The organism is Dyella sp. 2YAF14 (assembly GCF_052114725.1).
Classification (GTDB): domain Bacteria; phylum Pseudomonadota; class Gammaproteobacteria; order Xanthomonadales; family Rhodanobacteraceae; genus Dyella.
The window spans coordinates 389,528-415,286 of the sequence record NZ_JBFRFH010000001.1 but is presented as its reverse complement, the minus strand read 5'-3'; the positions used below and the strand labels follow the sequence as shown (position 1 = coordinate 415,286).

Here is a 25,759-nt window from a genome sequence, read left to right as displayed (position 1 = left end):
ACATACGGAGACATTGATGCAACCGACAGGCTTCGCCCATTGGCTGGTGGTGATGGTGGAAACTTTCGCCGCCCTGTTCCTCGTGCTGCTGGCGCTGCTGGTCGTGGTCATCGCAGTGGTCTGGCTGGTCGACCGCAACCAGACCAGCAACTCCGTGCTGCGCAACTTCCCGGTGATCGGCCACTTCCGTTACTGGTTTCTGCACCTGGGTGAATTTTTCCGCCAGTACCTGTATTCCAGCGATCGCGAAGAACTGCCGTTCAACCGTGCTCAGCGCACCTGGGTGTATCGCGCGGCCAAGAACGTGGACAACACCAACAGCTTCGGTTCCACGCGCGACCTGCGTGGCGAGGGCGTGCCGTTTTTCGTCAATGCGCCATTTCCCGCGCTGGGCGAAAAACACGTCGATCCGCTGCCGGTGACGCTGGGCCCTTATTCTCGCGAACCGTATTCGCATGCCGCGTTCTTCAACATCTCGGCGATGAGTTTCGGCGCTTTGTCGGCGCCGGCCGTGCGTGCGTTGTCTCGCGGCGCGAAAAAAGCCGGCATCTGGATGGACACGGGCGAGGGCGGTCTCGCGCCGTACCACCTGGAAGGCGGCTGCGACATCATCTTCGAGATCGGCACGGCCAAGTACGGCGTGCGCACGCCCGACGGCAAACTCGACGACAACAAGCTGTTGGATATCTGTGCGCACCCGCAGGTGAAGATGGTCAGCATCAAGCTCGGCCAGGGCGCCAAACCGGGCATGGGCGGATTATTGCCGGCCGCGAAAGTAACGCCGGAAATCGCTGCGATTCGCGGCATCCCGGTGGGACAGGATTCGCAGAGTCCCAACCGTCATCTCGACATCGGCAACGTGCAGGAGCTGATGGATGCGATCCATCACATCCGCGAGCTCACCGGCAAACCGGTCGGCTTCAAGGCGGTGTTTGGCGGCGTGGAATGGATTGCGGATCTATGCGACGAGATCGGCAAGCGCGGCATCGAACACGCACCAGACTTCATCATCGTCGACGGTTCGGAAGGCGGCACCGGCGCCGCGCCGCAAACCTTGATGGAAGGCGTGGGCCTGCCCTTGCACGAGGCCTTGCCCGCACTGGTCGACTTGCTGGTGGTGCGAGGCGTACGCGAACGCATCAAGGTGATCTGTTCGGGCAAGTGCATCACCGCGTACGACGTGGCGTGGGCGTTGTCGATGGGCGCGGACTTCGTCAATTCGGCGCGTGGTTTCATGCTGTCGCTGGGGTGCATCCAGTCGCTGCAGTGCAACCGCAATACGTGCCCCACGGGTGTGACCACGCAGAATCCAAAGCTGCAGCGTGGCTTGGTGGTCGCCGACAAGAGCGAGCGCGTGGCCAACTACGCCACCAACCTGATGCACGAGGTCGGCATCATCGCGCACAGTTGCGGTGTCGATGAGCCGCGGCAGCTCAATCGCACGCATTGTCGCGTGGTGGGGGATGACGGCATCTCGGTACCGTTGGTGAAGCTGTATCCGTATCCGGTGGTGCCGAGGGCGACGCAGGCGTAATCGCGACAAAGTCGCCACACCTGTGGGAGCGCACCCTGTGCGCGACTGTCACGCTGCGGCGCATCGCTCCGTCAGCTTGTCGCGCACAGGGTGCGCTCCCACAGGGTTTGAGAGAGGCAACGCCAGCCTCAGCCTTCCGCCATCTCCGTCCAGCCTTCGCTGGTACGTATCTGCATCGGGCGGAACTTGCGCTTGTAGTCCATCTTCGGATGGCCGGCGATCCAGAAGCCGAGATAAATCCACGGCAGGCCGCGGCGCTTGGCCAGCGCGACCTGCTGCAGGATCGCGAAGGTGCCCAGGCCTCGCGACGTTTCCTCCGGCTCGTAGAACGTGTAGACGGCYGAAAGCCCTTGCTGGCAAACGTCCGTCACCGCCACGCCGAGCAGGCGCGAGCCCTGGCGGAATTCCAGGAACATGGTCGGGCTCCACGGCGCGGTGAGGAAGCGGCGGAAATCGCTGGCGTCCGCCTCGTCCATGCCGCCGCCGGGATGGCGCTGGCGCAGGTAGCGTTCGTAGAGCGCGTGGCGTTCGGCGTTGTAGCCGGCCATCGATTCGACCACCTGCACATCCTCGTTGCGCTTGAGGCAGCGGCGCTGGCTGCGATCCGGCGTGAACCGCTCCACGTCGATGCGGCAGGGCGTGCAGGCGCGGCAACTGGTGCAGTAGGGGTAGTAGAGGTGTCCGCCCGCGCGGCGGAAGCCACGCTCCAGCGCCGGACCATAGAGCTGGTCCAGCTGCGGCGCGGCCGGATCGATCACGAGGTTCTGTGCCGTGCGCTCGGCAAAGTAGCCGCAGGCGTGCGGCAGGGTTTGGAAGAGGCGGACACGGTCAGAGCGCATGGCCTGATTCTATGTCCGGTCCACGTCACTGTGTCAGTAGGGGAAATCTGATATGGCGATTGGCTGAGCCGAATCGGTGTCAGATGACGCCCATATACCGGAGCATCAGGACCACAAAGGCACCCGCTACCGCCAACATGACAATGCGGCGCACCCGGTTGGCCATGCCCTGGCGCTTCATGTCCGGCGTGGCGTTGCGGGCCAGGGCCAGCTCCTCCGCGTGCCGGACCACCGGCTCGATGCCCAGCTCTTTGAGCAGGGCGCGGGCCCGGGTGTAGTCGTCCGCCCGGGTCACCCAGACCTGGGCCCAGTTATCCCGGTTCTCCTGACGCTGGGTATAGCTGAAGCGCTGGTAGGTCCCGCGGTTGTAGTTCGAGCGGTTTTCGATGGTGCACTCGATGCCTTGCTCCTTGAGGAGCTTGGCAACCCGGTCGATGTTTTCCTGGCGGGGCGAGGTATAGAGCTGACGCATAAGGAAACCTTGGTTCGCCGGGCGGGCAGGTACGGGAATGGCTGGCCGCGGGGAAGGGCCAGCCCGATATTACTACGGTGATGCGGCCCTTCAGCCGCGCAGGCGGATCAGGCCTTCCTGGGCGGTCGATGCGACCAGCTCGCCGTCGCGGGTGAATATCTGGCCGCGGGCCAGACCGCGGGCACCCTGGGCGGTCGGGCTGTCGAACGAGTAGAGCAGCCACTCGTCCACCCGGAACGGGCGATGGAACCACAGCGCATGGTCCAGGCTCGCCATCTGCACGTTGTGCGTGTAGTAGGAGATGCCGTGCGGCAGGGTGGCCGTGCCGATCAGGTTGAAATCCGAGGCATAGGCCAGCAGCGAGCGCTGCAGCATCGGCGAATCGCTGACCGGCGCGGTAAGACGGAACCAGATGTGCTGGATCGGCGGCCGCTTGGTCGGATGCAGCTTGTCCTGCGGCCAGACATGGCGAAATTCGAACGGCGCATCCACGCCCAGCCAGCGCTGCAGCTTCTCCGGCAGCTTGGTCAGCTGCTCCGGCGGCACGGCCTGCATCGGCTCGATGTCCTCGGGCATGGGCACTTCGGGCATCGAGGACTGATGCTCGAAGCCGGTCTCCGGCACCTGGAAGGAAATCGATCCGTTGAGGATGGGCTGGCCGTGCTGGATCGCCACCACCCGGCGGGAGGAGAACGTGCCGCCGTCGCGCGTGCGCTCCACGTTGTAGACGATGGGCGCCTTGATGTCGCCCGCGCGCAGGAAATAGGCGTGCAGCGAATGGGCTTCGCGATCGGCATCCACGGTGCGCTGGGCGGCAGACAAGGCCTGGCCCAGCACCTGGCCGCCGAACACGAAATGCGTACCGATGTCCCGGCTCTGGCCGCGGAACAGGTTGTCCTCCAGACGCTCCAGTTCGAGCAGGTCGACGAGTTCGCGGACGTGGTTTTCCGTCATGGAGAGCAGGCTCGGTATAGGTGGCCGGGAATTATAGCGACGCGCCGACCGTCGCGATCGGGAAGGGCTGGCAGACGGGCGGATAGCGCCGACGGTATTCATCGCTCCACGACCAAGGGGGCGGTGATGGAACACTTTTCAGACTGGGAACGCCAATGCCTGCTGGATGTGCCAGGCGTTGGCCTGGCGGTGGTATCCCGCCTGGAGCAGATCGGCATCAGCACGCTGGACCAACTCGCCGGCGTTGAGGTCGACGACGTGCTCCTGCAGATCAGCACCCTGCTGGGCGCCACCTGTTGGCGCAGCAGCCCGCAGGCGCGCGTCGCCGTGATGCTGGCCGTGGCGCTGGCTCGCCATTCGCCCCCGCTGACGTCTAGCCGTTAGGCGGGGTCCATCGGGTCAGCCCACTGCCTTCCAGCACCTCGGCCCAGGGGAACAGCGGGCCTGGATCGAGCTTGCGCGGCACATCCAGGGCCGGATCGTCGGTGGCCGGCAGACGGTCCGTGTCCAGCTGCTCGTGGCCGGCGATCAGCTGCAGGCGAGGGAAGTCCTGCCTCAGCTGGGCCAGCAGGGCACGCAGCGCGGCGAGCTGGGCAGGCGGGTAGGGCTCGGTCATGGTCTGGCGGCGGGAATCCCACCACTCCGGGTAGCGACCCAGGTTCACCAGTTCGATGCCGATGGAATACGGGTTGTGGCCGCGCACGTGGTGGGCCACGCGGGTGCCTGGCACATAGCGGTAAATGCTGCCGTCGCGGTCGATGTAGTAATGCCCGCTGGCGCCCGCGCCGCTGTCATAGAGCACACGCTCGCCGTACTCGCGGGCCGTGGCCAGATCGGGTAGTTCGGTGCAGTGGATGACCACCATCTCCACCGCGTCAGCGGGACGCTCTGGCAGCAGGGAGACGTAGGGGAGGGGCTGATCTGTGATGGTCAGAGGCATGGGCTGGCAGTCTAGCGACGGTGGGCCGGGACGTCGCCTGTTACCATGCGCGGCCAGATGGACGCAGTAGTGGAGACCGCGATGCGCGGCCAGATCATTCTTTCGCACGGTTCGGATTCCGGTCCGGACGCCACCAAGGTCAGCGTGCTGGCCGGCTTCGCCGAGTCCCTGGGCTGGAAAACCCAGCGTCCGGACTATCGCAGCGACGACCTGCCGGGCTACGCGGGTTCGGTGGCTCCGCGCGTGGAGCGTCTGCTGGCGGCCATCGATACGCTCGACGCGCCGCCGATCCTGGTCGGTTCCAGCATGGGTTCCTTCGTGTCCGGCCTGGCCTCGTTGCAGCGCCCGGTGGCCGGCCTGTTCCTGTTGGCGACGCCCAGCGAGATCCCCGGCTACCGCCAGGCATTCGATCTGGCCGAGGGCGTGCCCACCTTGCTCTACCACGGCTGGCGCGATGACGTCTGCCCGCCCGAAGGGGTGATCAGCTTCTCCGCCCGCCGTCGACTGCCTCTGATCGTGGTCGATGACGACCACCGCCTGAGCGACAGCGTCGATCGCATCGTCGACCAGTTCGGCTTGTTCCTTACTTCTTTGGCGGCCGCATGAGCGCTTTCTTTGCCACGTGCCCCAAGGGCCTCGAATACCTGCTGCGCGACGAACTGGTGGCGCTGGGCGCCGAAGACGTGCGCGAGGCATTGGCCGGCGTGCATTTCGCCGGCACGCTGGAGACCGCTTACCGGGCCTGCCTGTGGTCGCGCCTGGCCAGCCGTGTGCTATTGCCGCTGGCCGACTTCGACGCCGCCACGGACGACGCGCTTTACGCGGGCGTGCAGGCGATCGACTGGTCAAAGCACCTCGCCTCGCACGCCACCCTGGCGGTCGACGCCAATTCGGCGCAGAGCAAGCTCACCCATAGCCAGTTCATCGCCCAGCGCGTGAAAGACGCAGTGGTCGATCAGTTCCGCCAGCGCGATGGTTCGCGCCCCGCTGTGGATACCGACGAGCCGGACGTGCGCATCAATCTTCGCCTGCGCCGTGACCGCGCGACGCTGTCGCTCGACCTGGCCGGCTCGCCGCTGCATCGCCGTGGCTGGCGCGAAGTGCAGGGCGAAGCACCGCTGAAGGAAAACCTGGCCGCTGCGATGTTGTTGCGCGCGCGTTGGCCGGAGATCTATGCCGAAGGCGGCGCGCTGCTCGATCCCATGTGTGGCTCGGGCACGCTGCTGGTCGAAGGCGCCTGGATGGCCGCGGATGTGGCACCTGGCCTGCACCGCGAGTACTACGGTTTCCTGGGCTGGGCGCAGCACGACATCGCCGTCTGGCGCAGCCTGCTCGATGACGCGCGCCAGCGTGCCGAAGCGGGCCTGCGTTCCCTGCGTAGCTGCTTCTTCGGCAGCGATGCGGATTCGCGCATGGTGCAGACGGCCAAGCGCAATGCGCAGGAAGCGGGCGTCGCCGGCTTCCTCACGCTAGACAAGCACGACGCCACCCATGTGTCGCCGCCGCCGGGCTATACGCGCGGACTGGTGATCACCAACCCGCCGTACGGCGAGCGTCTGGGCGACCGCGTGGAAATGCCGCGCCTTTACCGCGCCCTGGGCGAAACCCTGCGCGAGCGCTTTGCCGGCTGGCGCGCCGCCGTGCTGGCAGGCGATGCGGAACTGGGGCAGGCGATCCCGCTGCGCGCCGAAAAGAAATACGCGCTCTACAACGGCGCCCTGGAAACGCAGCTGCTGGTGTTTGAACTGCACGCGCGCAGCGAGACCCCGCGCGAAGTGAAGCCGCTTTCCGAAGGCGCGCAGATGCTGCGCAATCGCCTCGAAAAGAACCTGCGCAACCTGCGCAAGCGCCTTGACCGCGAAGACATCCATTGCTGGCGCGCTTACGACCAGGACCTGCCCGAATACGCGGCCGCCATCGACGTCTACGGCAGGGAAGGCGCGGAGCCCTGGCTGCACATCCAGGAGTACCGGGCACCGGCCGAGATCCCCGTCGAAACGGCACGCCACCGCCTGCGCGAGATCGTGCGCGTGGCCGGCGAAGTGCTGGGCGTCCCGCGCGACCGCATTGCGCTGAAGACGCGTGAGCGCGGCAAGGGCGGCTCCAAGTACGGCCAGTTCGACCAGCGTGGCGAGTTCATCGAGGTGGCCGAAGGCGGCCTGCGCTTCCTTGCCAACCTTACCGATTACCTGGACACCGGCCTGTTCATCGACCACCGGCTGGTGCGCGGCAAGCTCCGCGAGCTGGCCTCGGGCCGCCGCTTCCTCAACCTGTTTGCCTATACGGCGACGGCCAGCGTCTATGCGGCGGCGGGCGAGGCGCGCGATACCACTAGCGTGGACCTGTCGGCCACCTACCTGGACTGGGCGTCGCGCAATCTTGCGCTCAATGGCTTCACCGGCGGCAAGCATCGCCTGATGCAGGCAGACGCGATGAGCTTCCTCAAGCAGGACAAGGAACGCTACGGGCTGATCTATGTCGACCCGCCGACCTTCTCCAACTCCAAGCGGGCGGAAGACTTCGATGTCCAGCGCGATCACGCCCAGCTCCTGCTGGCTTGCGCGGAACGTCTTTCCAGCGATGGCGTGATCGTGTTTTCGAACAACTTCCGCCGCTTCAAGCTGAACCATGAGGCGCTGGCTGAACGGTTCATCATCGAGGACTGGAGTGCCCCCAGCATCCCGTTTGATTTCACCCGCCGGTCCGATATCCACGGCTGCTGGCTGCTGCGCCTGCATCCCCAGGAATCGCCTTGGGGCGAGAGTGTGAACCACGTCAGGAACAAGGCCAGGCGTTAAGCATTTTCACGCTTTCTACTCAGTCCGGATTCAGCGCAAAAGTCACAGCATTGATCCCGGCAAAGAGCGATAGAAGGCAACGTCCAATCCTTCTGTCGGAATCAAGCCTCCCTTGGGAGACAAACTCATGAATAAGACGAAGATTTCCACCATCAAGCGCGTTGCAGTGGCCGCGGCCATGATCGTTGGCTGTGTCGCCGTTGCCCCGGCGTTCGCGGGCCACGTCAGCTTGAACGTGGGCATCGGTCTGCCGGCCGTTGGCGTGGGTTATTACGCTCCGGCCCCGGTGGTGTACGCACCGCCTCCGCCGGTGTATTACGCGCCGGCTCCGGTCGTCTACGGCGGTCCCGTCTACGGTGGCCCGGTGGTTTACCCGGCCGTAGGCGTCGTGGTGGGTGGCCATGGCGGCTACTACCATCACGGTGGTTACCACGACCGCGGCTACTACAATCGCGGCGGCTACCGCTACTACGGTCACTGATCGCGCAGGCGTTCGTTGATACGGAAGAAACCCGGCCTGGCGCCGGGTTTCTTTTTTGTGGCAGTGGCGATACCAAAGGAGCATCGCGGGTGCGCACTTTTCAACGTTTCGCCATCTTCACATCACACCGTTTGAACGTTCTGTCCGGCATCGTTTACGTATGTCACGGCGCAATGATCGCGGTATGAGTCTTCATAAAATCTCTGGCATGTCCGACGGCCCCGTGACCGCCTCCCGGAGGCCCCGATGACCTTGGCGCATTCGGCCGCGCAAGCCGAGGCGCTGACGCTGCGATTCCGGAGAATCCGCTCCCGCAGCATGGCCTTGTGTGCGTCGCTCACCCCCGAAGACATGATGGTGCAGTCGATGCCGGACGCCAGCCCCGCGAAGTGGCATCTTGCGCACACCACCTGGTTCTTCGAACGCTTCGTGCTCGAGCGCGATCCGGCTTACCGGTCGCCGCATCCGGAGTGGAACTACCTGTTCAACTCCTACTACCAGAGTGTGGGTCCGATGCACGCCCGCCCGCGCCGCGGCCTGCTCTCGCGCCCGGGCGTCGCGCAGATACGCGACTACCGCGCGAAGGTGGACGAGGCGGTCAGCGACTGGCTGTCGCGGGATGTGGACGCCACCACGATGGGCATCATTGAACTGGGGCTGGAGCACGAACAGCAGCACCAGGAGCTATTGCTCACCGACATCAAGCATGCGTTTTTCATCAACCCGCTGCTGCCTGCCTACACCGCTCCGCTGAGCTCGTCGTCGGCGACGACCTCGGTGCCCATGAGCTTCATCGCGGGCCAGGAGGGCATCGTGGAGATCGGCCACCGCGGCGGCGGTTTCGCGTTCGACAACGAATCGCCACGGCACCGCAGCCTGTTGCAGCCGCATGCGCTGGCGAACCGGCCGGTGACCAATGCCGAGTACGCGGCCTTCGTGCACGACGGCGGTTATGAGGAGCCCTCGCTTTGGTTGTCCGAAGGGTGGGACACCATAAGCCGCGAACAATGGCAGCGGCCGTTCTACTGGCAGGAAGATCTCGCCAGCGAATTCACCCTGGCCGGCGTGCAGGCGATCGACCCGAATGCGCCGGTGAGCCATATCAGCTACTTCGAAGCCGACGCGTTTGCGCGCTGGGCCGGCATGCGCCTGCCCACCGAAGCGGAGTGGGAAAGTGCGGCTGCCACCTTGCCGGTGCAGGGCAACCTACTTGATACCACGTCGTTCCATCCCCAAGCAGCGAAGGGCGGGGACGGCCTGCTCCAGATTTTTGGCGATGTCTGGGAATGGACGGCCTCACCCTATGTGAGCTATCCCGGCTTCCGGCCGCTGGCTGGCGCGCTGGGCGAATACAACGGCAAATTCATGAACGGACAGTGGGTATTGCGCGGTGGCTCTTGCGCGACGCCCCGCGAACACCTACGTGCGACGTACCGGAATTTCTTTCCTCCCCATGCCCGCTGGCAGTTCATGGGGATACGCCTGGGACAGGACCGATGAGTGTGCAAGCTTTCGATATCCGCGACGATGACCGCCGCCCACCGGTCGACGACCTGCTCGGCATCGTGCAGCGCGGGCTGCGCGCGCAGCCCAAGCGATTGCCCTCCTGGTTGTTCTATGACGAGCGTGGCTCGCAGTTGTTCGAAGAGATCTGCGAGCAACCCGAGTACTACCTGACGCGCGCCGAGATCGCGCTGATGGATGCGCATGCGGGCGATATCGCCGATGTATTGGGCGAGGACGTGCGCCTGGTCGAATACGGCAGCGGCAACGCGATCAAGACGCGCATGCTGCTCGAACATCTGCACGCGCCGGTGTCCTACGTGCCGGTGGAGATTTCCGCCGAGCCGCTGCGCAACAGCACCCAGGCCTTGAACGAGCGCTTCCCGGGCGTGCCGGTGCAAGCCTTGCATGCGGACTTTACCCGTCCGCTGCGCTTGCCGATCCCGCCGCGTGCGCCGCGCCGCACGGTGATCTATTTCCCCGGCTCCACCATCGGCAATTTCGAGGCGCGCGACGCCGCCGAACTGCTGCGCAAGATGCGCGGCGAGATGGGCGACAACGGCGGCATCCTGATCGGCGCCGACCTGAAGAAGGACACCGCCACCATCGAGGCGGCGTACAACGACAAGGCGGGCGTCACCGCGGAGTTCACCCTCAACCTGCTGATGCGTCTGAACCGCGAACTGGGCAGCGACTTCGACCTGTCGGCGTTCCGTCATCGCGCGCACTACAACGCGATGGCTGGCCGCATCGAAACCTTCATCGTGAGCAGCAAGGACCAGAAGGTGCGCGTGGGCAAGCAGCAGGTGGGTTTCACTGCGGAGGAGGCGATGCAGGTGGAATACAGCTGCAAGTACTCGCCCGAGGATTTCGCCGCGCTGGCCGGCAAGGCGGGTCTCGCCATTGCCCATGAGTGGACCGACCCGCAGGGCATGTTCGCCGTCTACTATCTCGTACGCGCCGGCGCCCGCGTCGCCTGAGCGATGGAGCGCGCTTGCGCACAAGCGCGCTCACACTCTCAAGGGCTGAACACCAGCACCAGGAACACCACAAACATCGACAGGTGCACCGCGCCTTCGAGCATGGTGGTGCGCCAGCCAGAGAAGGTCAGCGTGCTCAGCACCAGGGTGGAAGCGAGCACCACCATGCTGGCCGGCGGCAGGCCGAGCACTACGGGTTTGCCCGTGAACAGCCCGATGGCGAGTACGGCCGGCACGGTGAGGCCAACCGTCGATGCAGCGCCGCCCAGGCACAGGTTGATCGCGCGCGTGAGTTGGTCGCGGCGTATTGCGATGAGCGCCGAAATGCCTTCGGGCGTGAACACCAGCATGGCGATGATGACGCCGCCCAGCGCATGCGGCGCGCCCGTCGCCGCGATCCCGTAATCGAGCACCTTGGCCAGGCTCTTGGAGAGAATCACGATGGGCAGGATGTTGACCAGCAGCATGATCAGATGCAGCGCCATCTCGCCCTTGCGCGCGCGGCGCGGAGGCGCGGGAGGCTCTTCGGGCACGATCGCGTCGGTGTCCGAGCGTGGCGCCACGAAGTAGCCCTGGTGGCGTCCCGTCTGCAGCCACAGGAATAAGCCATAGAGGCCGATGGTGAGGATGGAGAAGCTCACCGCCTGCACTGGCGTCAGCGAGCCGTCCGGGGTCGAGGCGGTGAAGCTGGGCAGCACCAGCGCGATCATCGCCAGCGGAATGATCACCGCGAGGAAGGCGGAGGCGCCATGCAGGTTGTACGCCTGCTCGTGATGGCGCATGCCGCCGATCAGCAAGCCTATTCCCACCACGCCGTTCAATACGATCATCAGTACCGCGTACATGGTGTCGCGGGCGAGCGTCGCCGTATCGCCCGCGCCGAGCATCACTGCGGAGATCAGTACCACCTCGATCAACACGATGGACAGCGTGAGCACCAGCGTGCCTACCGGCTCGCCGAGCAGGCCCGCCAGTTCCTCCGCCTCGTGCACCACGCCGAACGAGCCCCATACGATCACCACGAACAGCCACGCGAACAGCGAGATGCCGATGGCGTGGTTGCTGAGGTGCTGCATCCAGTCCGAGCCAAAGATCAGGAACATCGCCACGGTGGCCCACGCAATGGCGGGGCGCAGGAACATCTTCGGCTGCAACAGTGGCTGCTCTTCGGTGAGAGTCGAGTCGAGTGTCATGATGGCTCCGGCTCAGTGGGTATCGCTCAGTATGCCGCCATAGCTGGCAGGGTCGACATCGGCGATCGATTGCGAGAACGTCCAGCGATGGCCGCCGATGTCTTCAAGCGAATACTGGCGTTCGCCATAGGGGTAGTCTGCAGGCGGGCGAAGCACACGCGCACCGTTGGCTGTGGCCTGCGCATGATGCTCGTCGACATTTGCCACATGAACCATCACACCGTGCGAATGATCGACCACGTGGCCGCCATCGGCGCGTTCCGTGACCACGATGCAGGTGCCCTCATAGATCAACTGCACGCGGTGATCGCCGATGCGCAAGCGCTCGCGAAAGCCGAGCGCCCGGCATAACCAGGCCGAGGCCGCCAGGACATCGGGATAGGCCAGCTCGGGAATGATGACGCCCGGCGGCATGGAGCGGTTGCTGATCATGGAAACCTTCCTGGTCGCGATGCACGAACAAGCTTGCCACGATGCGTCACGCGGCGTGCTCAGCCGGTGATTTCGATGCCGCGCACCAGTCGCTTGGCCAGGCGCGGCTGGCGCAGTTGTTCCAGCCACCACGACAGGGCGCGTCCTTCCTGGTCGCCACGCCAGGCCACGTAAAGCACATTGGGTTCGCGTGGATCGGCCATGCGTTTTTCCACCAGTTCGCCGCTCTTGAGCAAGCCGGCGACGCGCTGGCGAGGCAGCCAGCCCACGCCGAGGCCTTCTTTCTGTGCATGGATCTTTGCCGCCATGCTCGGCACCGCCAGCGTGGCTTGCCCACCGATCATGCCATAGGCGCGACCGCCGGAGCTGCGCGATGAATCGGCCACCACCACGCTGCGGTGGCGCGTGACCACTTCGCGTTCCAGCGGCTCGCCAGCCTTGGCCAGCGGATGCCTCGGCGATATGGCGAACACCCAATCCATCACGCCCAATTCGAACCAGCGCAATTTCGGAATGACCGGCGGCTCGTTGGTGGCGCCCACGATGAGGTCGGCACGGCCATCGCGCAGCGCCTCCCAGGTGCCACCGAGCACCTCGTGCGTCATGCGCAGGGCTACACCCGATTGCAGAGCATCGAAGCTGCGGATCACGGGTGAGAAGAGTTCGAACTCGATGATTTCATCGGTGACGATCCACAGCCGGTCTTCCCAGCCGCTGGCGATCTGCTTCACGCGGCGGCTTAGGCGCGACACGTCCTGCATCAGCCGCGCAGCTTCCAGTGCGAGCAATTGGCCGGCGGGAGTCAGTTGCAGGCGGTAGCGGCGGCGGTCGAACAACAGGGCGTCGAAGCGGGTTTCGAGTTGGCGGGCGGCGTGCGAGATGGTGGAGGGGGCTTTGCCGAGGCGTGCGGCGGCGCGGGAGAGGCTGCCGCTTTCGCGAATGGCTTCCAGCAGGGCCAGTTCGTCTTCGGACAACATGTTCGGGCCTTTCGAACGAGTGTGGGGGGATGGTACGACAAGGGGTTGGGTTTGGTTGTGGGCTTTCTTTCGGCTGGCTTGGGTGCCCGTCAGACTGCGACTTTCTCCCTCTCGCCGCAGGGGAGAGGGTTGGGGTGAGGGGCGGGTGCTCGCGGGAACGTTTCTATTTGTAGTTCTTGCGCGGCAGGAACCAAGAGCCTCGGTATTTAGTTGTCGCGTTATCGCGATCTGGCTCGCCTGCCGCGGGCTTCCGTCCTCCTGCCGGAGGCCGGGTTACTTTCTCTTGCTTGCCCAAGAGAAAGTAACCAAAGAGAAGGGCCCCCCGGATGACGCGCCTTCCGGGCCTTTGGCCCTCCAGGTGCGCGTGCGGGTTACGGGGTTTTTCGACAGGACATCCCTGTCCTGTCGAAAAACTGGCCGCATCCATGCGGCCACCCTGCGGGCTTTCCTCCACCCGCCCGCCGCGTCATACGGGGACCCCGGGGGTAGAGCCAAAAGCCGGATCAAGAGAAAAACAACGCTTGTCTTGCCGGGTGTCTTTTTGTAGGAGCGCACTTGTGCGCGACCAGCCTACGGAGCGATACACCCACGCTCCGCGGTCGCGCACAAGTCCGCTCCTACAAGGGAGCGCGCACGCCGTGGGGCGTGGACCTGGAGTTGCGGTCGGCTCTTTGTGGGAGCGCACCCTGTGCGCGACAAACCTACGGAGCGGTACACCGCAGCATGGCTGTCGCGCACAGGGTGCGCTCCCACAGACCAGCGCGAGTTGTCCGCGCTGCGCTCATCGAAGGTCGCGAGAAAAGCGCGCGGGCTTTCAGTTCGGCCTGCGCGCTCCCAGCTGCACCAATACCTCATGCGCCGAGCGAATGCGCTCTGTCGCCCCCGGCAGCTCCAGGTTTACCTTCAGCTTGTCCTGGCCATCGAGCTTGTAAACGCGCGGCAGCCCCTGGATCAGGCGAATGATGGCCATGGGGTCGACTTCCGGCTTGTCGCGGAAAACGATGCGTCCGCCATTGGCGCCGAAGTCGAGTTTGCGGATGCCTAGCGGGGTTGCCATCAGCTTGAGTTGGGCGATGGCGAACAGTTGCTTGGCGGGGTCGGGCAGCAGGCCGAAGCGGTCGATCATTTCCACTTGCAGGTCGCGCAGGTGGTCGTCGTTGCGGGCGCTGGCGATGCGCTTGTAGAGCGTCAGGCGGGTGTGTACATCGGGCAGGTAGTCATCGGGAATCAGCGCCGGCAGGTGCAGTTCAACTTCCGTTTCGTGTTCGCTGCTGAGATCGAAGTCGGGCACCTTGCCGGACTTCAGTGCGCGCACGGCGCGTTCCAGCAGCTCGGTGTATAGACCAAAACCGATTTCCTGGATCTGGCCGGACTGCTCGTCGCCCAGCAACTCACCGGCACCGCGGATTTCCAGGTCGTGCGTGGCAAGCGTGAAGCCCGCGCCCAGTTCTTCCAGCGAAGCGATCGCTTCAAGGCGCTTCTCGGCATCGGCCGTCATCGCCTTGCGATCGGGGACCACGAGGTAGGCATACGCGCGGTGATGCGAGCGGCCCACGCGTCCGCGCAGCTGATGCAGCTGCGCGAGGCCGAAGCGGTCGGCGCGGTTGATGATGATGGTGTTGGCGGTGGGGATGTCGATGCCGGTTTCGATGATGGTGGTGCACACCAGCACGTTGAAGCGCTGGCGGTGGAAATCCGCCATCACCCGTTCGAGTTCGCGTTCGGGAAGCTGGCCGTGGGCTACGCCGATGCGTGCCTCGGGGATCAGCTCCTGCACTTCGCGCGCGGCGCGCTCGATGGTGTCGACCTCGTTGTGCAGGAAGTACACCTGGCCGCCGCGCTGCAGTTCGCGCTGGAATGCTTCGCGCGCGAGTGCCGGTTCCCATTGCGCAACAAAGGTGCGCACGGCCGTGCGATGGGCCGGCGGCGTGGCGATCAGCGACAGGTCGCGCAAGCCGGCCATCGCCATATTGAGCGTGCGCGGGATCGGCGTGGCCGTCATGGTGAGCAGGTCGACTTCGGCACGCAGCTTCTTCAGCTGTTCTTTCTGGCGCACACCAAAGCGCTGCTCTTCGTCGACGATGACCAGGCCGAGATTCTTGAACTTGATCTCCGGCGCGAGCAGCTTGTGCGTACCCACGATCACGTCGATCTGTCCGTCGGCGAGGCGCTTGAGTGCGTCGTTGACTTCCTTGCCCGACTTGAAGCGCGACAGCACGTCGACCTTGACCGGCCAGTCGGCAAAACGGTCGGCGAAGTTGCGGTAGTGCTGCTGGGCGAGCAGGGTGGTGGGCACCAGCACCGCGACCTGGCGGCCGGCCGTGGCGGCGGCAAAGGCGGCACGCAGTGCGACCTCGGTCTTGCCGAAACCCACGTCGCCGCAGATCACGCGATCCATCGCGCGTGGCGCGGCCAGATCGTGCAGCACGGAGTCGATCGCCTGCTGTTGGTCGGGTGTCTCTTCGAACGGGAAGGTGGCGCCGAACTCTTCCACCATCTGTCGATCGATCGGCATCGATTCGCCGCCGCGTGCTTCGCGTTGCGCATAGATGCCGAGCAGTTCGGCGGCCACGTCGCGTACTTTCTCTGCAGCTTTCCTGCGCGCACGTTCCCACGCATCGCCGCCCAGCGAATGCAGCGGCGCCAGTTCCGGCGCGGTACCGGTATAGCGGCTGACCAGACCCAGCTGCGCCACCGGCACGTAGAGCTTGTCGCCCTTGGCGTATTCGATGATGAGGAACTCGCCGTCCATGCCTCCCAGTTCCATCGAGACCAGGCCCTGGTAGCGACCCACGCCGTGATCGACGTGGACAATGGGCGCGCCGATGGTCAGCTCGGTGAGATCGCGGATGATGCTTTCCGGATCGCGCGCCGCGCCGCGGCGTCGCTTGCGCTCCGTGCGCACGCGCTCGCCGAACAGTTCGCGTTCGGTGAGTACGGTGAGCGCCGGATCGTTCAGCGCGAAGCCTTGTTCCAGTCCTGCCGTGGTGATGGCAAGACGCAGCTTGTCGTTGCCCAGAAACGCCGGCCAGCCATCGAGTGTCTCGGGCTTGAGACCTGCGCCGGCCAGTTGTTCGATCAGCGCTTCGCGGCGGCCCGCCGAATCGGCGGTGATCAGCACGCGTCCCGGATAATTGGACAGGAAGTGGCGCAGCGACGTGCCCGGCTCCTCACCCTTGCGGTTGAGCGGCAGCTCAGGCGCGGGCTGCGTGCCGGTGGGCAGGGCATGCTCGTGGCCGCTTTCCACCACTTCGATGCGCAGGCGCTTGTTGAGCTGTTCGCGCAGCAGTTCGGGCGGCAGGTACAACTCAGCCGGCGGCAGCACCGGACGTTCGATATCGTGTGCGCGCTGGTCGTAGCGCTCGCCGGTCTGCGTCCAGAACTGTTCGGCCGATTCGAGCGCGCCTTCGCCAAGCAGGAACACGGCGTTGTCGGCGAGATAGTCGAACAAGGTCGCGGTCTGCTCGAAGAACATGGGCAGGTAGTATTCGATGCCGCCCGGCGTCACGCCTTCCTTCATGTCCTGATAGAGCGGGCAGCGGCGCACGTCGATCGGGAAGCGTTCGCGCAGGCGCGTGCGGAAATCCTTGGCGGCGTTTTCGGTGAGCGGGAATTCGCGCGCCGGCAGCAGTTCGATGTGGTCGACCTGCTGTTGCGAGCGCTGGGTTTCCGGATCGAAGCTGCGGATCGATTCCACTTCGTCGTCGAACAGCTCGATGCGGTAGGGCTGGGCCGAACCCATCGGGAAGATGTCGATCAGCGCACCGCGTACGGCAAAATCACCTGGCTCGGCCACTTGCGGCACGTTGCGGTAGCCGGCTGCTTCCAGTCGGCGCTGTTCGGCGGCCAGATCCAGTTTCTGGCTCTTCTTCATCACCAGGCCTGCGCCGGTGATGTGACTGCGCGGCGCGATGCGCTGCATCAGCGTGGCGATCGGCACCACCAGCACGCCGCGCTGCACGGTAGGCAGCTGGTAAAGCGTGGCGATGCGTTGGGAGACGATGTCCGGGTGCGGGCTGAAGACGTCGTAGGGCAGTGTTTCCCAGTCCGGGAAATGCAGCACCGGCAGGTTGCCCGCAAACACGCGCAGCTCGTCCTCCAGCGCGCTCGCCCGCTGGGTGTCGCGCGTAACGGCGACCAGCAGGCCCTGGTGCGTGCGCGCGGCTTCGGCGACCAGCAGGGCGCGCGAGGAGCCGTGCGGCGACGTCCAGAAACGGCGCTGCTTGGGGCTGGTGGGCAGGGAAGGGTGGGGAATCGACTTGGTCATGCGAACCCGACAATCAGAGGCGTGGCGGCCAGGGATGCCGATCAAATGCGCATGGAGTCATGCCGCCCATGCGCATTTGATCAGAGCATCCCCAGCCACACCGGAAAGCGCGCAAGTGTAACGCGACCGCCCCGGACGAGCCGGGGCGGATGGACTTCTCTATATGGGCACGCGCCGGGTGCGCGACAAGCCCGGGCGGCTGGCGCCTCAGAGCTGCAGCGAGATCTGCGCGGTGCCGGGTTCGTCCGGCGTCAGGCGGCGCACGAAGCCCAGTTCCTTGCACAGCTGCAGCATGGGGCGATTTTCCAGCAGCACATAGCCCCAGATCTCGCTCAGGCCGCGCTTGCGGCAATCGTCGACCAGGCGCTGCATCAGCAGGGCGCCCAGGCCCTGGCGGGCCCAGTCATGCTCGACCAGCACCGAGAACTCGGCACTGTTGGCGGACTCGTCCACAAAGATGCGGCCGACGCCGCGCAGCTCGGCCGGCTGCACCGTTTCGTCCATCAGCACGAAGGCCGTTTCCAGCTCGGGATCGATATTCGTCAGGCGCAGGGCCATCGAATCGGGCAGCTCGCCCATCGAGTGCAGGAAGCGGCGGCGGATGTCTTCCGGCGACAGGCGCGAGAACTGGCGCTTGAGGGCGGCCATATCGCCCGGCTCAATACCGCGCAGGAACAGCTCGCGACCATCATGGGTCTGCACCCGCTCGCCTTTCGCCTTGGGCGGCTCCACCAGGCGCGGGCGTGCAAAACGCTCGGGGCTGCGCAGGGGCACCAGGGCGCGGCTGTTGGAGTAGTAGTCGATGGCGGGAGTCATGCCCATACTTTACCGTACTGTGTGCAGTGCAACATGAACAAAAGGCCTTCAAGGCAGCGCTTCTTGGTGACTCTATGTCGCACCGCATGGCTGAGCGCACGCGAAATTCTGCGAGAGCGGGCCGGACCCGGGCAGAATGCGCCAGCACGCCTGTGACGGCGTTGAGAGAGAGTGAAATCCATGGCGACTGCGTCCAAAGGCATCACCCCGGCACAACTGGAGAAGCTCTGCGGGGGCTGGCCCGGCGTGACCCGGGACATCAAATGGGGCGCGGACCTGGTGTTCAGCGTGGGCGGCAAGATGTTTGCGGTCATGCCCACCGACGGCGGACGGATCTCCTTCAAGGTGGAGGACGAGCGCTTCCTGGAACTCAGCGACCAGCCGGGTATGATCGCCGCCCCTTATCTGGCCCGCGCCCGCTGGATTTCGGTGGTGGAGCCCAAGCGTTTCAGCACCGCGGAACTGTCGGAGCTGATCGGCACGGCTTACGGGCTGATCCGCGCCAAGCTGACCAAAAAACTGCAGGCCGAGTTGGGCGAGTGGCCGCCATCAAAGGAACACAAGAAGTGAAGCAATACATCGGCAGCATCGCCCTCGTCGTGGCGGACTACGACGAAGCGATCCACTGGTACACGCGCGTACTCGGCTTCACGCTGATTGACGACACCGATATGGGCGGCGGCAAGCGCTGGGTCGTGGTGGCGCCGCCGGGTGCCACGGAAACGCGTGTGTTGTTGGCGAAGGCGACGTCACCGGAGCAATCCGCACGCGTGGGTGATCAGGCCGGCGGTCGCGTGTTTCTGTTGCTGCATACCGACGACTTCTGGCGCGACTATCGGCGCATGGAAGCGGCGGGGGCTGTGTTCTGCGAAACGCCGCGCGAAGAGGCCTATGGCACCGTGGTGGTGTTCCAGGATCTGTATGGCAACAAGTGGGATTTGTTGCAGCTCAAATAGCCAAGCCATTGTAGGAGCGCACTTGTGCGCGACAGCCTCACGGAGCGAAGGCCCTGGAGGTGGCGGTCGCGCACAAGTGCGCTCCTACAAGGTATGCCGCATTCAATCGGCGACGTCGGGCTCGAAGAAGCTCCAGCGGATATCAGGGAACTGCTCTTTCATCGCACGCTCGACGTTGTTGATCGCTTCGATCAACGCCGACTGATCCGGCGCCGGCGACATGCGCGCCTTCACGGCGACCATCACGTCCGGGCCCATCTGCAGGGTGAGCAGGTTGAGCACGACGTCCACTTCAGGGCGCGCATTGATGAAGGCCACCAGCTCCTCGCGTCGCCTGGGCTCCACGCCCTGGCCGATCAGCAGATCCTTCACTTTGTTGGCGATCACCACGGCCACCAGCATCAGTAGCGCGCCAATGGCGACGGTGCCGGCGGCGTCGTAGAGCAGGTTGCCGGTGATCATGGTGGCCAGCACGGCGACCAGCGCGATGGTCAGGCCGAGCAAGGCGGCGAGATCCTCGCCGAAGATCACCAGCAGCTCGCTCGAGCGGGTTTCACGGAACCAGCGCCACAGGCTGCGGCCTTCGCGTGCCTTGTTCACTTCCACGAGGCAGCCGTGCATCGAAATGGATTCGGCGACCACGCCGAACGTCAGCACGCCGATCGCCAGCCACGCCCATTTCAGCGGCTCCGGATGGTTGAGCTTGTGGATGCCTTCGTAGATGGAAAACATGCCGCCCACGCTGAATAGCAGGATGGCGACCAGGAACGACCAGAAATACAGGGCGCGGCCCCAGCCCAGCGGGTATTCATCCGAAGGCGGTCGGTCGGCCTGGCGCATGCCCAGCAGCAACAGGCCCTGGTTGCCGCAGTCGGCCAGCGAATGCACCGCTTCGGCCAGCATGGCGCCCGAGCCGGTGATGAACGCGGCCACGAGCTTGCTGATGAAGATGGCGAAATTGGCGCCGAGGGCGAGCAGGATCGCCCTGAGTGAGTTTGCCTGACCGGACATCGTGCCTTCCTTTGGACGAAGGCGCTGAGTTTAGCCGGCTATGCGTCGCGTCAGTGTATGACGCCGCCCACACCGATGCCGAAGCTCACGTTCGACTTGCCGGCTTCCATTTCGGAGGCGGTCCAGACGTGCGACTGCGCCACGCTGACCGTCGGGAACACGTAGCTGGCCTGGCCCACATTGCCTGGGCGCGTGCCGGTGATACGGCCGGCCAGTGTGATCAGCGAGCCGGTCGGATAGTTGAATGGCTCCACGAAGCCCGGCATCACCGCGACGAAACGACCCCAGCCGCCGTTGTTGTCCAGCTTGGGACGCTGCGAGCTGTCCAGCGGATAACCCACCACTTCCACTTCGCTGCGGTCGGGGAAGTTGCGCACTTCGACCACGGTGCCGCCCCAGATCACGTCGGCATTGGCATAGCGGTCCGGTGACTGCGCCACGTTGTTCGGCGTCGTGACCACGGTGTTGGCCGACGGCTTGTAGATGGGCGCCGGCGCGCAAGCCGCGAGCGTCAGCATGGCGAGGGCGGCGGCACTGCGCAGGAGGGTGCTGGAGGCGTGGGTCATGGCCGTATTCCGCGTGAGTTGGTTTGAGCTTAACGGGCTCGTCGCGCGGAAGGTATACGGCAAGTGGAAACCGGATCAGGCATTCAGCTGGCGCTGTCCTGCGCCAGCCAGTCGAGCCGCCATTGGGCAGGCCGTTCCTGCGACAACATGGGCGCCATGGCGCGCAGCGAATCGCGCAGGGCGTCGTCCAGCTTCCACGGGGCGTTGAGGATCACCATGCCCGAGCCGTTGAGTCGCAGCGGCGAATCGTCCGGATGCACCATCAGCTCCGCGCGCAGCACGCGCCGCGCGCCGCAGTGCTGCAACCAGCGATGGAAGGGCTGCACCTGGCTGCGCAGCTTGATCGGATACCACACCGCATACACGCCGGTGGGCCAGCGTTCCAGCGCTGCCTTGAGCGCCTTCTCGATCACGCGATACTCGCTGTCCTGCGCTTCATAAGGCGGGTCGATCAGCACCAGGCCGCGTTTTTCCTTGGGCGGCAGCAGGGCCTTGAGTGCTTCATAGCCGTTGCGCTGATGCACGTGCACGCGGTGGTCGCGATGGAAAAGGTCGCGCAGGCGCGTGGCTTCCTCCGGATGCAGTTCGCATAGCTGGGCGCTGTCGATGTCGCGCATCGCGTTGGCGACTTGCAGCGGCGAGCCTGGGTAGAGCTTCAGGCCGTGATCGTTGCCCGGCAGGCGCAGGATGGCATCGAGCCAGCGGCGCAGCAGCGGCGGCAGCGCCTGGGCCTTGCCGTTGTTTGGAGACAGGTCCGGAAACAGCAGGCGCGAGATGCCGTCTTTGTATTCGCCCGTTTTGCCCGCCTCGGTGCTGTCCAGCGCATAGCAGCCGCTGCCGGCGTGCGTATCGATGAAGGCGAACGGGGTCGGCTTCGCCTGCATGGCTTCGATCAGCGCGAAAAGGACGCTGTGTTTGAGGACATCGGCGAAGTTGCCGGCGTGGTAGGCGTGGCGGTAGTTCATGGGGAGGAGGGGGCGCCGGGCGGAGGGACAGTATAGGGGGTGGTGGGGCGCGCCTTTACTCCCTCCCCGCCGGGGAGAGGGTTGGGGTGAGGGGCCAATCTAGACTCATCGTGAAACAGAGACGGTGCGTAGTTCTTGCTCGTCATCCCGGCGCACCCCACAAGAGGGGGCGAGGGCCGGAAGCGCTCTTCAACAGCCGGATGGCTGGTCATCCAGTAGCGGCGGTCTTTGATTGTCGCGATGCCGCGATCTGGTTCGCCTGCCGCGGGCTTCCGTGCCGCTGCCGCGGCCCGAGTTACTTTTCTTTGCTTGCCCAAAGAAAAGTAACCAAAAGAAACGGCACCCCGGATGACGCGCCTTCCGGGCCTTCGGCCCTCCAGGTGCGCGTGCGGGTTACGGGGTTTTTCGACAGGACATCCCTGTCCTGTCGAAAAACTGGCCGCATCCATGCGGCCACCCTTCGGGCTTTCCTCCACCCGCCCGCCGCGTCATACGGGGACTCCGGGAGCGAAGAGCCGGATCAAGAGCCGAACAACGCCAGGCGCTACTGGGCCGGGCAGGTCTTTTGTAGGAGCGCACTTGTGCGCGACCAACCGACGGAGCGGTACATCCGAGCGCCGCGGTCGCGCACAAGTGCGCTCCTACAAGGGATCGCGCTGGCCTGTGGATGGTGGATCAATCTTGCCGGTCGGCTCTTCTGTGGGAGCGCACCCTGTGCGCGACAAACCTACAGAGCGGTACACCCCTGCGTGGCTGTCGCGCACAGGGTGCGCTCCCACAGACAGGCGGGCGCGACAGGGAGCGGCGGCTAAAGTCGATGCGAGGCAGAAATCGGGAACCCGCTATTCGGTGCCATGGAGGACCCCAATCGCCCCCCAAACCCAACAAGACCCACCTCCAGAGTTGAGCCGCCACCCATCGCATCGCTATCCTCCACCCCATGCCTCGCCTTTTGCTCCGCCACCTCCGCCGCTGCCGCACCTTGCTGGTGCTGGTGATGTGCGCGTGGCTGGCGCTGTCCAGCGTGGCCTGGGCGATGCCGCGGCATGACGATTGCTGTCCGTCGACGGCGGCCATGGGCATGATGACCATGCAGCACGCGTCGCCGGATCACGCGCCGGCGCATCCCTCGAACGTGATGTCCGATAGCTGCTGCAGCCACGCTCCCGCGAGTGTGCCGCTGTCGATGGTGCCGCACGTACTGCATGTGCGGGCCGATGGTTCGCCGCGGCAGTCGCATCGCGAGGCTGCGCCGCAACCCGTCTACGAACCACCGCTGCGGCCACCGGTCGCCTGATTCTCCGTTGAAGGCAACGGGCCGGCACGCGTCGGCCGATTCGATGCGCCTGCATGCGGGCGCGCGGCACGGAGCAATGCAATGAACAAGCAGGAACCGCGCGGTTTTCAACTGCCGCGCCGGCGGTTTGTACAAGGTCTGGCGCTGGGCGGCGTCGCTGCCGGGCTGGGCCTTTGGCGCGGCAATGCGATGGCGCAGGTGGCAGCGCCGCGGGCGGAGTTGCGTGGCAACCATTTCGAACTGGATATCGATGAGCTGCCGGTGGACTTCACCGGCCGCAAGCGCATTGCCACGGTGGTGAACGGTCAGCTGCCGGCGCCACTGTTGCGCTGGCGGCAGGGCGAGACGGTGACGCTGCGCGTGCGCAATCGCCTGAAGGTCAGCAGTTCCATCCACTGGCATGGCATCGTGTTGCCGGCGGATATGGACGGCGTGCCGGGGCTGAGTTTCGACGGGATTCCCGCCGGGGGCGAGTACACCTATCGGTTCACGGTGAACCAGTCGGGTACGTACTGGTACCACAGCCATTCGCGCTTTCAGGAGCAGACGGGTCTGTACGGTCCGATCGTGGTCGAGCCACGCGAGGGCGAGCGCCATCGTGCAGACCGCGACTACGTGGTGATGCTCAACGACTGGACCGATCTCGATCCGGAAACGATTTACGCGAACCTCAAGAAGCAAAGCGACTACTACAACATCGGCAAGCGCACTCTGGGCGACTTCATCCACGACGCCAATGGCGCAGGCATCGCCAAGGCCCTGGACGAACGCCGCATGTGGAACCAGATGAGGATGGATCCCAGCGATCTGGCTGACGTTTCTTCCGTCGCCTATACGTATCTGACGAACGGTTGCACGCCGGCAGGCAACTGGACCGGTCTGTTCGATGCAGGCGAGAAAGTGCGGTTGCGTTTCATCAACGGTTCGTCGATGACGTTTTTCGACGTGCGCATACCCGGCTTGAGCATGACCGTGGTCGCTGCGGACGGTCAGGCCATCGAGCCGGTGAGCGTGGACGAATTTCGCGTCGGCACTGCCGAGACCTATGACGTGATCGTGCAGCCGTCGGCCGATCGTGCGTGGACGATTTTTGCGCAGAGCATGGACCGTACCGGCTATGCACGCGCCACGCTGGCACCGCGTGCAGGGATGACGACTGAAGTGCCTTCGCTCGACGCCCGTCCCTTGCTCGCCATGGGCGACATGATGGGCACGATGGATCACGGCGCGATGGGACACGACATGCCCGGCATGGACATGGGCGGCATGCCGGGGATGGCGATGTCGCATGGTCACGAGGGAGCCGCGCCGTTGAAGACGGGACCCGAGGTGGATGCGCGCGTGACCACACCACGCAGCAATCTCGACGACCCGGGCGTGGGCCTGCGCGACAACGGGCGCCGAGTGCTCACGTACGCTGATCTGCACGCCGTCGATGCGCCCATTGCTCCGCGGGTCGATCGCGAGATGACGCTGCGTCTGACCGGCAATATGGAGCGTTACCTGTGGTCGTTCGACGGCAAGCGCTATTCCGGTGCCGAGCCGTTGCGGTTGCACTACGGCGAGCAGGTGCGCATCGTGCTGGTGAACGACACGATGATGACGCACCCCATCCACCTGCATGGCATGTGGAGCGAAATCGAATCGCCGGACGGCAATTTCCAGGTGCGCAAGCACACGGTGATGGTGCAGCCGGCGCAGCGCATCGCCTATCGCGTGAATGCGGATGCCCTGGGCCGCTGGGCCTATCACTGCCATCTGCTGTACCACATGGAAGCGGGCATGTTCCGCGAAGTGGTGGTGGCATGAGCCGCGCATCCAGGCGATGGATCATGGCGTGCCTTGGCGCACTGCCGATGAGCCTGCAGGCGCAGAGCATGGACATGCAGGACATGCCGGGCATGGCCATGCCGATGCCTCAAGGCGGCGCGGCGCCATCACACGCGAACCAGCAAACACCGTCGCAGCATGACGACAGGCAGCACGGCAGCCATGACATGGCGAATATGGATGAGGCCAAGGTGTTGCCGGCCAACGGCCACATGGCGCCGCCGCCACCGCAATACGTGCTGCATGACATGTCGCCCTCGCAGATGAACGCGATGATGCAGATGGACGACAACGAATCGATCGGCATGCTGCTGGTCGACCGGCTCGAGCGCAGTCGCAGCACCTCCGGTGACTACGCGACCAACTGGGAAGCCGAAGGCTGGTATGGCAACCCCATCAACCGCCTGTGGCTGAAGACCGAAGGCGAGCGTGGCAGCGACGGCACGCAGGATGCTCGCATCGAAGCGCTCTGGAGTCATGCTTGGACCAGCTTCTGGGACGGGCAGCTGGGCGTGCGCCAGGATTTCGGCCAGGGTCCGAATCGCACATGGCTGGCGATGGGCGTGGAAGGCCTGGCGCCGTATTGGTTCGAAACGCAGGCCACGTTCTACGTGGGCGAACAGGGGCGTACCGCGCTGCGCGTGGAGACCAGCTACGACCTGCGCTTCACGCAGAAGCTGATCCTGACGCCAAAGCTGGAGGTCAATCTCTACGGCAAGGACGATCCGCAGCGCGGCATCTCATCCGGCCTTTCCGAAGTCGAGGCGGGTCTGCGTCTGCGCTATGAAGTCAGTCGCAAGTTTGCGCCGTATATCGGCGTGGATTGGGCGCGACGGTTCGGCGATATTCAAAGCGAGCCCGGCTTGCCACCCGTGCAAGCGCGCGAGACAACGTGGGTGGCAGGTGTGCGCTTGTGGTTTTGAAGGTGAGCAGCGGGATGCCGGCATT

The 25,759-nt window shown here is 65.0% G+C and carries 24 protein-coding genes; 12 read left to right on the top strand and 12 right to left on the bottom strand.

Features of this window, described 5'->3' with window-relative positions:
• Positions 1–16 precede the first annotated feature (16 nt).
• On the top strand, positions 17–1,534 hold the full coding sequence (locus AB4Y82_RS01965; protein ID WP_441604186.1) for an FMN-binding glutamate synthase family protein: 1,518 nt from the start codon (positions 17–19) through the stop codon (positions 1,532–1,534).
• A 128-nt stretch (positions 1,535–1,662) separates the two neighbouring features.
• On the opposite strand, the gene AB4Y82_RS01960 is transcribed toward AB4Y82_RS01965, so the two are convergent.
• The 3 genes from AB4Y82_RS01960 to tesB form a co-directional block, all read right to left on the bottom strand.
• Positions 1,663–2,373 carry an arginyltransferase gene (locus AB4Y82_RS01960; RefSeq protein ID WP_441604185.1) on the bottom strand — a complete coding sequence of 237 codons (711 nt, stop codon included), beginning with the start codon at positions 2,371–2,373 and terminating at the stop codon, positions 1,663–1,665.
• Between the two features lie 79 nt (positions 2,374–2,452).
• Positions 2,453–2,845, bottom strand: coding sequence for a putative signal transducing protein (locus tag AB4Y82_RS01955; protein WP_441604184.1), 393 nt, complete (start codon positions 2,843–2,845; stop codon positions 2,453–2,455).
• A 90-nt stretch (positions 2,846–2,935) separates the two neighbouring features.
• Positions 2,936–3,799 carry an acyl-CoA thioesterase II gene (gene tesB / locus AB4Y82_RS01950; protein WP_441604183.1) on the bottom strand — a complete coding sequence of 288 codons (864 nt, stop codon included), beginning with the start codon at positions 3,797–3,799 and terminating at the stop codon, positions 2,936–2,938.
• A gap of 126 nt (positions 3,800–3,925) precedes the next feature.
• Between tesB and AB4Y82_RS01945 the strand changes: the two genes are divergently transcribed.
• The gene (locus tag AB4Y82_RS01945; protein WP_441604182.1) at positions 3,926–4,183 is read left to right on the top strand and encodes a helix-hairpin-helix domain-containing protein; all 258 of its coding nucleotides are present in this window, start codon (positions 3,926–3,928) and stop codon (positions 4,181–4,183) included.
• Here AB4Y82_RS01945 and AB4Y82_RS01940 read toward each other — a convergent pair.
• A complete protein-coding gene (locus AB4Y82_RS01940; protein ID WP_441604181.1) occupies positions 4,173–4,739 on the bottom strand; it encodes an N-acetylmuramoyl-L-alanine amidase in 567 nt (188 codons plus the stop codon). The genes AB4Y82_RS01945 and AB4Y82_RS01940 overlap by 11 nt on opposite strands.
• 81 nt (positions 4,740–4,820) lie before the next feature.
• Here AB4Y82_RS01940 and AB4Y82_RS01935 point away from each other — a divergent pair, with 81 nt between their 5' ends.
• The 5 genes from AB4Y82_RS01935 to egtD all read left to right on the top strand — a co-directional run bounded on the left by AB4Y82_RS01935 (position 4,821) and on the right by egtD (position 10,501).
• Complete coding sequence (locus tag AB4Y82_RS01935) at positions 4,821–5,345, top strand: alpha/beta hydrolase (RefSeq protein WP_441604180.1); 525 nt, start codon at positions 4,821–4,823, stop codon at positions 5,343–5,345.
• Complete coding sequence (gene rlmKL / locus AB4Y82_RS01930) at positions 5,342–7,537, top strand: bifunctional 23S rRNA (guanine(2069)-N(7))-methyltransferase RlmK/23S rRNA (guanine(2445)-N(2))-methyltransferase RlmL (protein WP_441604179.1); 2,196 nt, start codon at positions 5,342–5,344, stop codon at positions 7,535–7,537. Before AB4Y82_RS01935 ends, rlmKL begins: the two co-directional genes overlap by 4 nt.
• Before the next feature lie 127 nt (positions 7,538–7,664).
• Entirely contained in the window at positions 7,665–8,018 is a 354-nt protein-coding gene (locus tag AB4Y82_RS01925) for a hypothetical protein (protein WP_441604178.1), read from the top strand.
• A 246-nt stretch (positions 8,019–8,264) separates the two neighbouring features.
• Positions 8,265–9,518: an ergothioneine biosynthesis protein EgtB gene (gene egtB / locus AB4Y82_RS01920; RefSeq protein ID WP_441604177.1), complete on the top strand. Its 1,254-nt coding sequence runs from the start codon at positions 8,265–8,267 to the stop codon at positions 9,516–9,518.
• Complete coding sequence (gene egtD / locus AB4Y82_RS01915) at positions 9,515–10,501, top strand: L-histidine N(alpha)-methyltransferase (protein ID WP_441604176.1); 987 nt, start codon at positions 9,515–9,517, stop codon at positions 10,499–10,501. The genes egtB and egtD overlap by 4 nt, the downstream gene beginning before the upstream one ends.
• Positions 10,502–10,539: 38 nt before the next feature.
• Here the strand turns inward: egtD and AB4Y82_RS01910 are convergent, their stop codons facing one another.
• The 5 genes from AB4Y82_RS01910 to AB4Y82_RS01890 form a co-directional block, all read right to left on the bottom strand.
• Positions 10,540–11,694 carry a calcium:proton antiporter gene (locus AB4Y82_RS01910; RefSeq protein WP_441604175.1) on the bottom strand — a complete coding sequence of 385 codons (1,155 nt, stop codon included), beginning with the start codon at positions 11,692–11,694 and terminating at the stop codon, positions 10,540–10,542.
• Positions 11,695–11,706: 12 nt separating this feature from the next.
• A complete protein-coding gene (locus AB4Y82_RS01905) occupies positions 11,707–12,126 on the bottom strand; it encodes a VOC family protein (RefSeq protein WP_441604174.1) in 420 nt (139 codons plus the stop codon).
• 59 nt (positions 12,127–12,185) lie between these two features.
• On the bottom strand, positions 12,186–13,103 hold the full coding sequence (locus AB4Y82_RS01900) for a LysR family transcriptional regulator (RefSeq protein ID WP_441604173.1): 918 nt from the start codon (positions 13,101–13,103) through the stop codon (positions 12,186–12,188).
• Between the two features lie 814 nt (positions 13,104–13,917).
• Positions 13,918–17,370 (bottom strand): transcription-repair coupling factor, encoded by a 3,453-nt coding sequence (gene mfd, locus AB4Y82_RS01895; RefSeq protein WP_441604172.1) that lies wholly within the window; start codon positions 17,368–17,370, stop codon positions 13,918–13,920.
• A 207-nt stretch (positions 17,371–17,577) separates the two neighbouring features.
• Complete coding sequence (locus AB4Y82_RS01890; protein WP_441604171.1) at positions 17,578–18,186, bottom strand: GNAT family N-acetyltransferase; 609 nt, start codon at positions 18,184–18,186, stop codon at positions 17,578–17,580.
• Between the two features lie 180 nt (positions 18,187–18,366).
• Here AB4Y82_RS01890 and AB4Y82_RS01885 point away from each other — a divergent pair, with 180 nt between their 5' ends.
• Positions 18,367–18,756 carry an MmcQ/YjbR family DNA-binding protein gene (locus tag AB4Y82_RS01885; protein WP_441604170.1) on the top strand — a complete coding sequence of 130 codons (390 nt, stop codon included), beginning with the start codon at positions 18,367–18,369 and terminating at the stop codon, positions 18,754–18,756.
• On the top strand, positions 18,753–19,142 hold the full coding sequence (locus AB4Y82_RS01880) for a VOC family protein (RefSeq protein WP_441604169.1): 390 nt from the start codon (positions 18,753–18,755) through the stop codon (positions 19,140–19,142). Before AB4Y82_RS01885 ends, AB4Y82_RS01880 begins: the two co-directional genes overlap by 4 nt.
• Before the next feature lie 102 nt (positions 19,143–19,244).
• On the opposite strand, the gene AB4Y82_RS01875 is transcribed toward AB4Y82_RS01880, so the two are convergent.
• The 3 genes from AB4Y82_RS01875 to AB4Y82_RS01865 all read right to left on the bottom strand — a co-directional run bounded on the left by AB4Y82_RS01875 (position 19,245) and on the right by AB4Y82_RS01865 (position 21,684).
• Positions 19,245–20,153, bottom strand: a complete 909-nt coding sequence (locus AB4Y82_RS01875) for a cation diffusion facilitator family transporter (RefSeq protein WP_441604168.1) — start codon at positions 20,151–20,153, stop codon at positions 19,245–19,247.
• 50 nt (positions 20,154–20,203) lie between these two features.
• Entirely contained in the window at positions 20,204–20,719 is a 516-nt protein-coding gene (locus AB4Y82_RS01870; RefSeq protein ID WP_441604167.1) for a Slp family lipoprotein, read from the bottom strand.
• An 83-nt stretch (positions 20,720–20,802) separates the two neighbouring features.
• The gene (locus tag AB4Y82_RS01865; RefSeq protein ID WP_441604166.1) at positions 20,803–21,684 is read right to left on the bottom strand and encodes a 23S rRNA (adenine(2030)-N(6))-methyltransferase RlmJ; all 882 of its coding nucleotides are present in this window, start codon (positions 21,682–21,684) and stop codon (positions 20,803–20,805) included.
• 952 nt (positions 21,685–22,636) lie between these two features.
• Here AB4Y82_RS01865 and AB4Y82_RS01860 point away from each other — a divergent pair.
• The 3 genes from AB4Y82_RS01860 to AB4Y82_RS01850 all read left to right on the top strand — a co-directional run bounded on the left by AB4Y82_RS01860 (position 22,637) and on the right by AB4Y82_RS01850 (position 25,734).
• On the top strand, positions 22,637–22,981 hold the full coding sequence (locus AB4Y82_RS01860) for a hypothetical protein (protein ID WP_441604518.1): 345 nt from the start codon (positions 22,637–22,639) through the stop codon (positions 22,979–22,981).
• Between the two features lie 81 nt (positions 22,982–23,062).
• Positions 23,063–24,790, top strand: a complete 1,728-nt coding sequence (locus tag AB4Y82_RS01855; protein ID WP_441604519.1) for a copper resistance system multicopper oxidase — start codon at positions 23,063–23,065, stop codon at positions 24,788–24,790.
• Positions 24,787–25,734 (top strand): copper resistance protein B, encoded by a 948-nt coding sequence (locus AB4Y82_RS01850; RefSeq protein ID WP_441611091.1) that lies wholly within the window; start codon positions 24,787–24,789, stop codon positions 25,732–25,734. The genes AB4Y82_RS01855 and AB4Y82_RS01850 overlap by 4 nt, the downstream gene beginning before the upstream one ends.
• Positions 25,735–25,759 lie beyond the last annotated feature (25 nt).

What these genes read in the sequence shown, in the direction of transcription:
- AB4Y82_RS01965 (WP_441604186.1), top strand. Translation starts at nt 17, where the DNA reads ATGCAACCGACAGGCTTCGCCCATTGGCTGGTGGTGATGGTGGAAACT.
- AB4Y82_RS01955 (WP_441604184.1), bottom strand. Translation starts at nt 2,845, where the DNA reads ATGCGTCAGCTCTATACCTCGCCCCGCCAGGAAAACATCGACCGGGTT.
- tesB (WP_441604183.1), bottom strand. Translation starts at nt 3,799, where the DNA reads ATGACGGAAAACCACGTCCGCGAACTCGTCGACCTGCTCGAACTGGAG.
- AB4Y82_RS01945 (WP_441604182.1), top strand. Translation starts at nt 3,926, where the DNA reads ATGGAACACTTTTCAGACTGGGAACGCCAATGCCTGCTGGATGTGCCA.
- AB4Y82_RS01940 (WP_441604181.1), bottom strand. Translation starts at nt 4,739, where the DNA reads ATGCCTCTGACCATCACAGATCAGCCCCTCCCCTACGTCTCCCTGCTG.
- AB4Y82_RS01935 (WP_441604180.1), top strand. Translation starts at nt 4,821, where the DNA reads ATGCGCGGCCAGATCATTCTTTCGCACGGTTCGGATTCCGGTCCGGAC.
- rlmKL (WP_441604179.1), top strand. Translation starts at nt 5,342, where the DNA reads ATGAGCGCTTTCTTTGCCACGTGCCCCAAGGGCCTCGAATACCTGCTG.
- AB4Y82_RS01925 (WP_441604178.1), top strand. Translation starts at nt 7,665, where the DNA reads ATGAATAAGACGAAGATTTCCACCATCAAGCGCGTTGCAGTGGCCGCG.
- egtB (WP_441604177.1), top strand. Translation starts at nt 8,265, where the DNA reads ATGACCTTGGCGCATTCGGCCGCGCAAGCCGAGGCGCTGACGCTGCGA.
- egtD (WP_441604176.1), top strand. Translation starts at nt 9,515, where the DNA reads ATGAGTGTGCAAGCTTTCGATATCCGCGACGATGACCGCCGCCCACCG.
- AB4Y82_RS01910 (WP_441604175.1), bottom strand. Translation starts at nt 11,694, where the DNA reads ATGACACTCGACTCGACTCTCACCGAAGAGCAGCCACTGTTGCAGCCG.
- AB4Y82_RS01905 (WP_441604174.1), bottom strand. Translation starts at nt 12,126, where the DNA reads ATGATCAGCAACCGCTCCATGCCGCCGGGCGTCATCATTCCCGAGCTG.
- AB4Y82_RS01900 (WP_441604173.1), bottom strand. Translation starts at nt 13,103, where the DNA reads ATGTTGTCCGAAGACGAACTGGCCCTGCTGGAAGCCATTCGCGAAAGC.
- mfd (WP_441604172.1), bottom strand. Translation starts at nt 17,370, where the DNA reads ATGACCAAGTCGATTCCCCACCCTTCCCTGCCCACCAGCCCCAAGCAG.
- AB4Y82_RS01890 (WP_441604171.1), bottom strand. Translation starts at nt 18,186, where the DNA reads ATGACTCCCGCCATCGACTACTACTCCAACAGCCGCGCCCTGGTGCCC.
- AB4Y82_RS01885 (WP_441604170.1), top strand. Translation starts at nt 18,367, where the DNA reads ATGGCGACTGCGTCCAAAGGCATCACCCCGGCACAACTGGAGAAGCTC.
- AB4Y82_RS01875 (WP_441604168.1), bottom strand. Translation starts at nt 20,153, where the DNA reads ATGTCCGGTCAGGCAAACTCACTCAGGGCGATCCTGCTCGCCCTCGGC.
- AB4Y82_RS01870 (WP_441604167.1), bottom strand. Translation starts at nt 20,719, where the DNA reads ATGACCCACGCCTCCAGCACCCTCCTGCGCAGTGCCGCCGCCCTCGCC.
- AB4Y82_RS01865 (WP_441604166.1), bottom strand. Translation starts at nt 21,684, where the DNA reads ATGAACTACCGCCACGCCTACCACGCCGGCAACTTCGCCGATGTCCTC.
- AB4Y82_RS01855 (WP_441604519.1), top strand. Translation starts at nt 23,063, where the DNA reads ATGAACAAGCAGGAACCGCGCGGTTTTCAACTGCCGCGCCGGCGGTTT.
- AB4Y82_RS01850 (WP_441611091.1), top strand. Translation starts at nt 24,787, where the DNA reads ATGAGCCGCGCATCCAGGCGATGGATCATGGCGTGCCTTGGCGCACTG.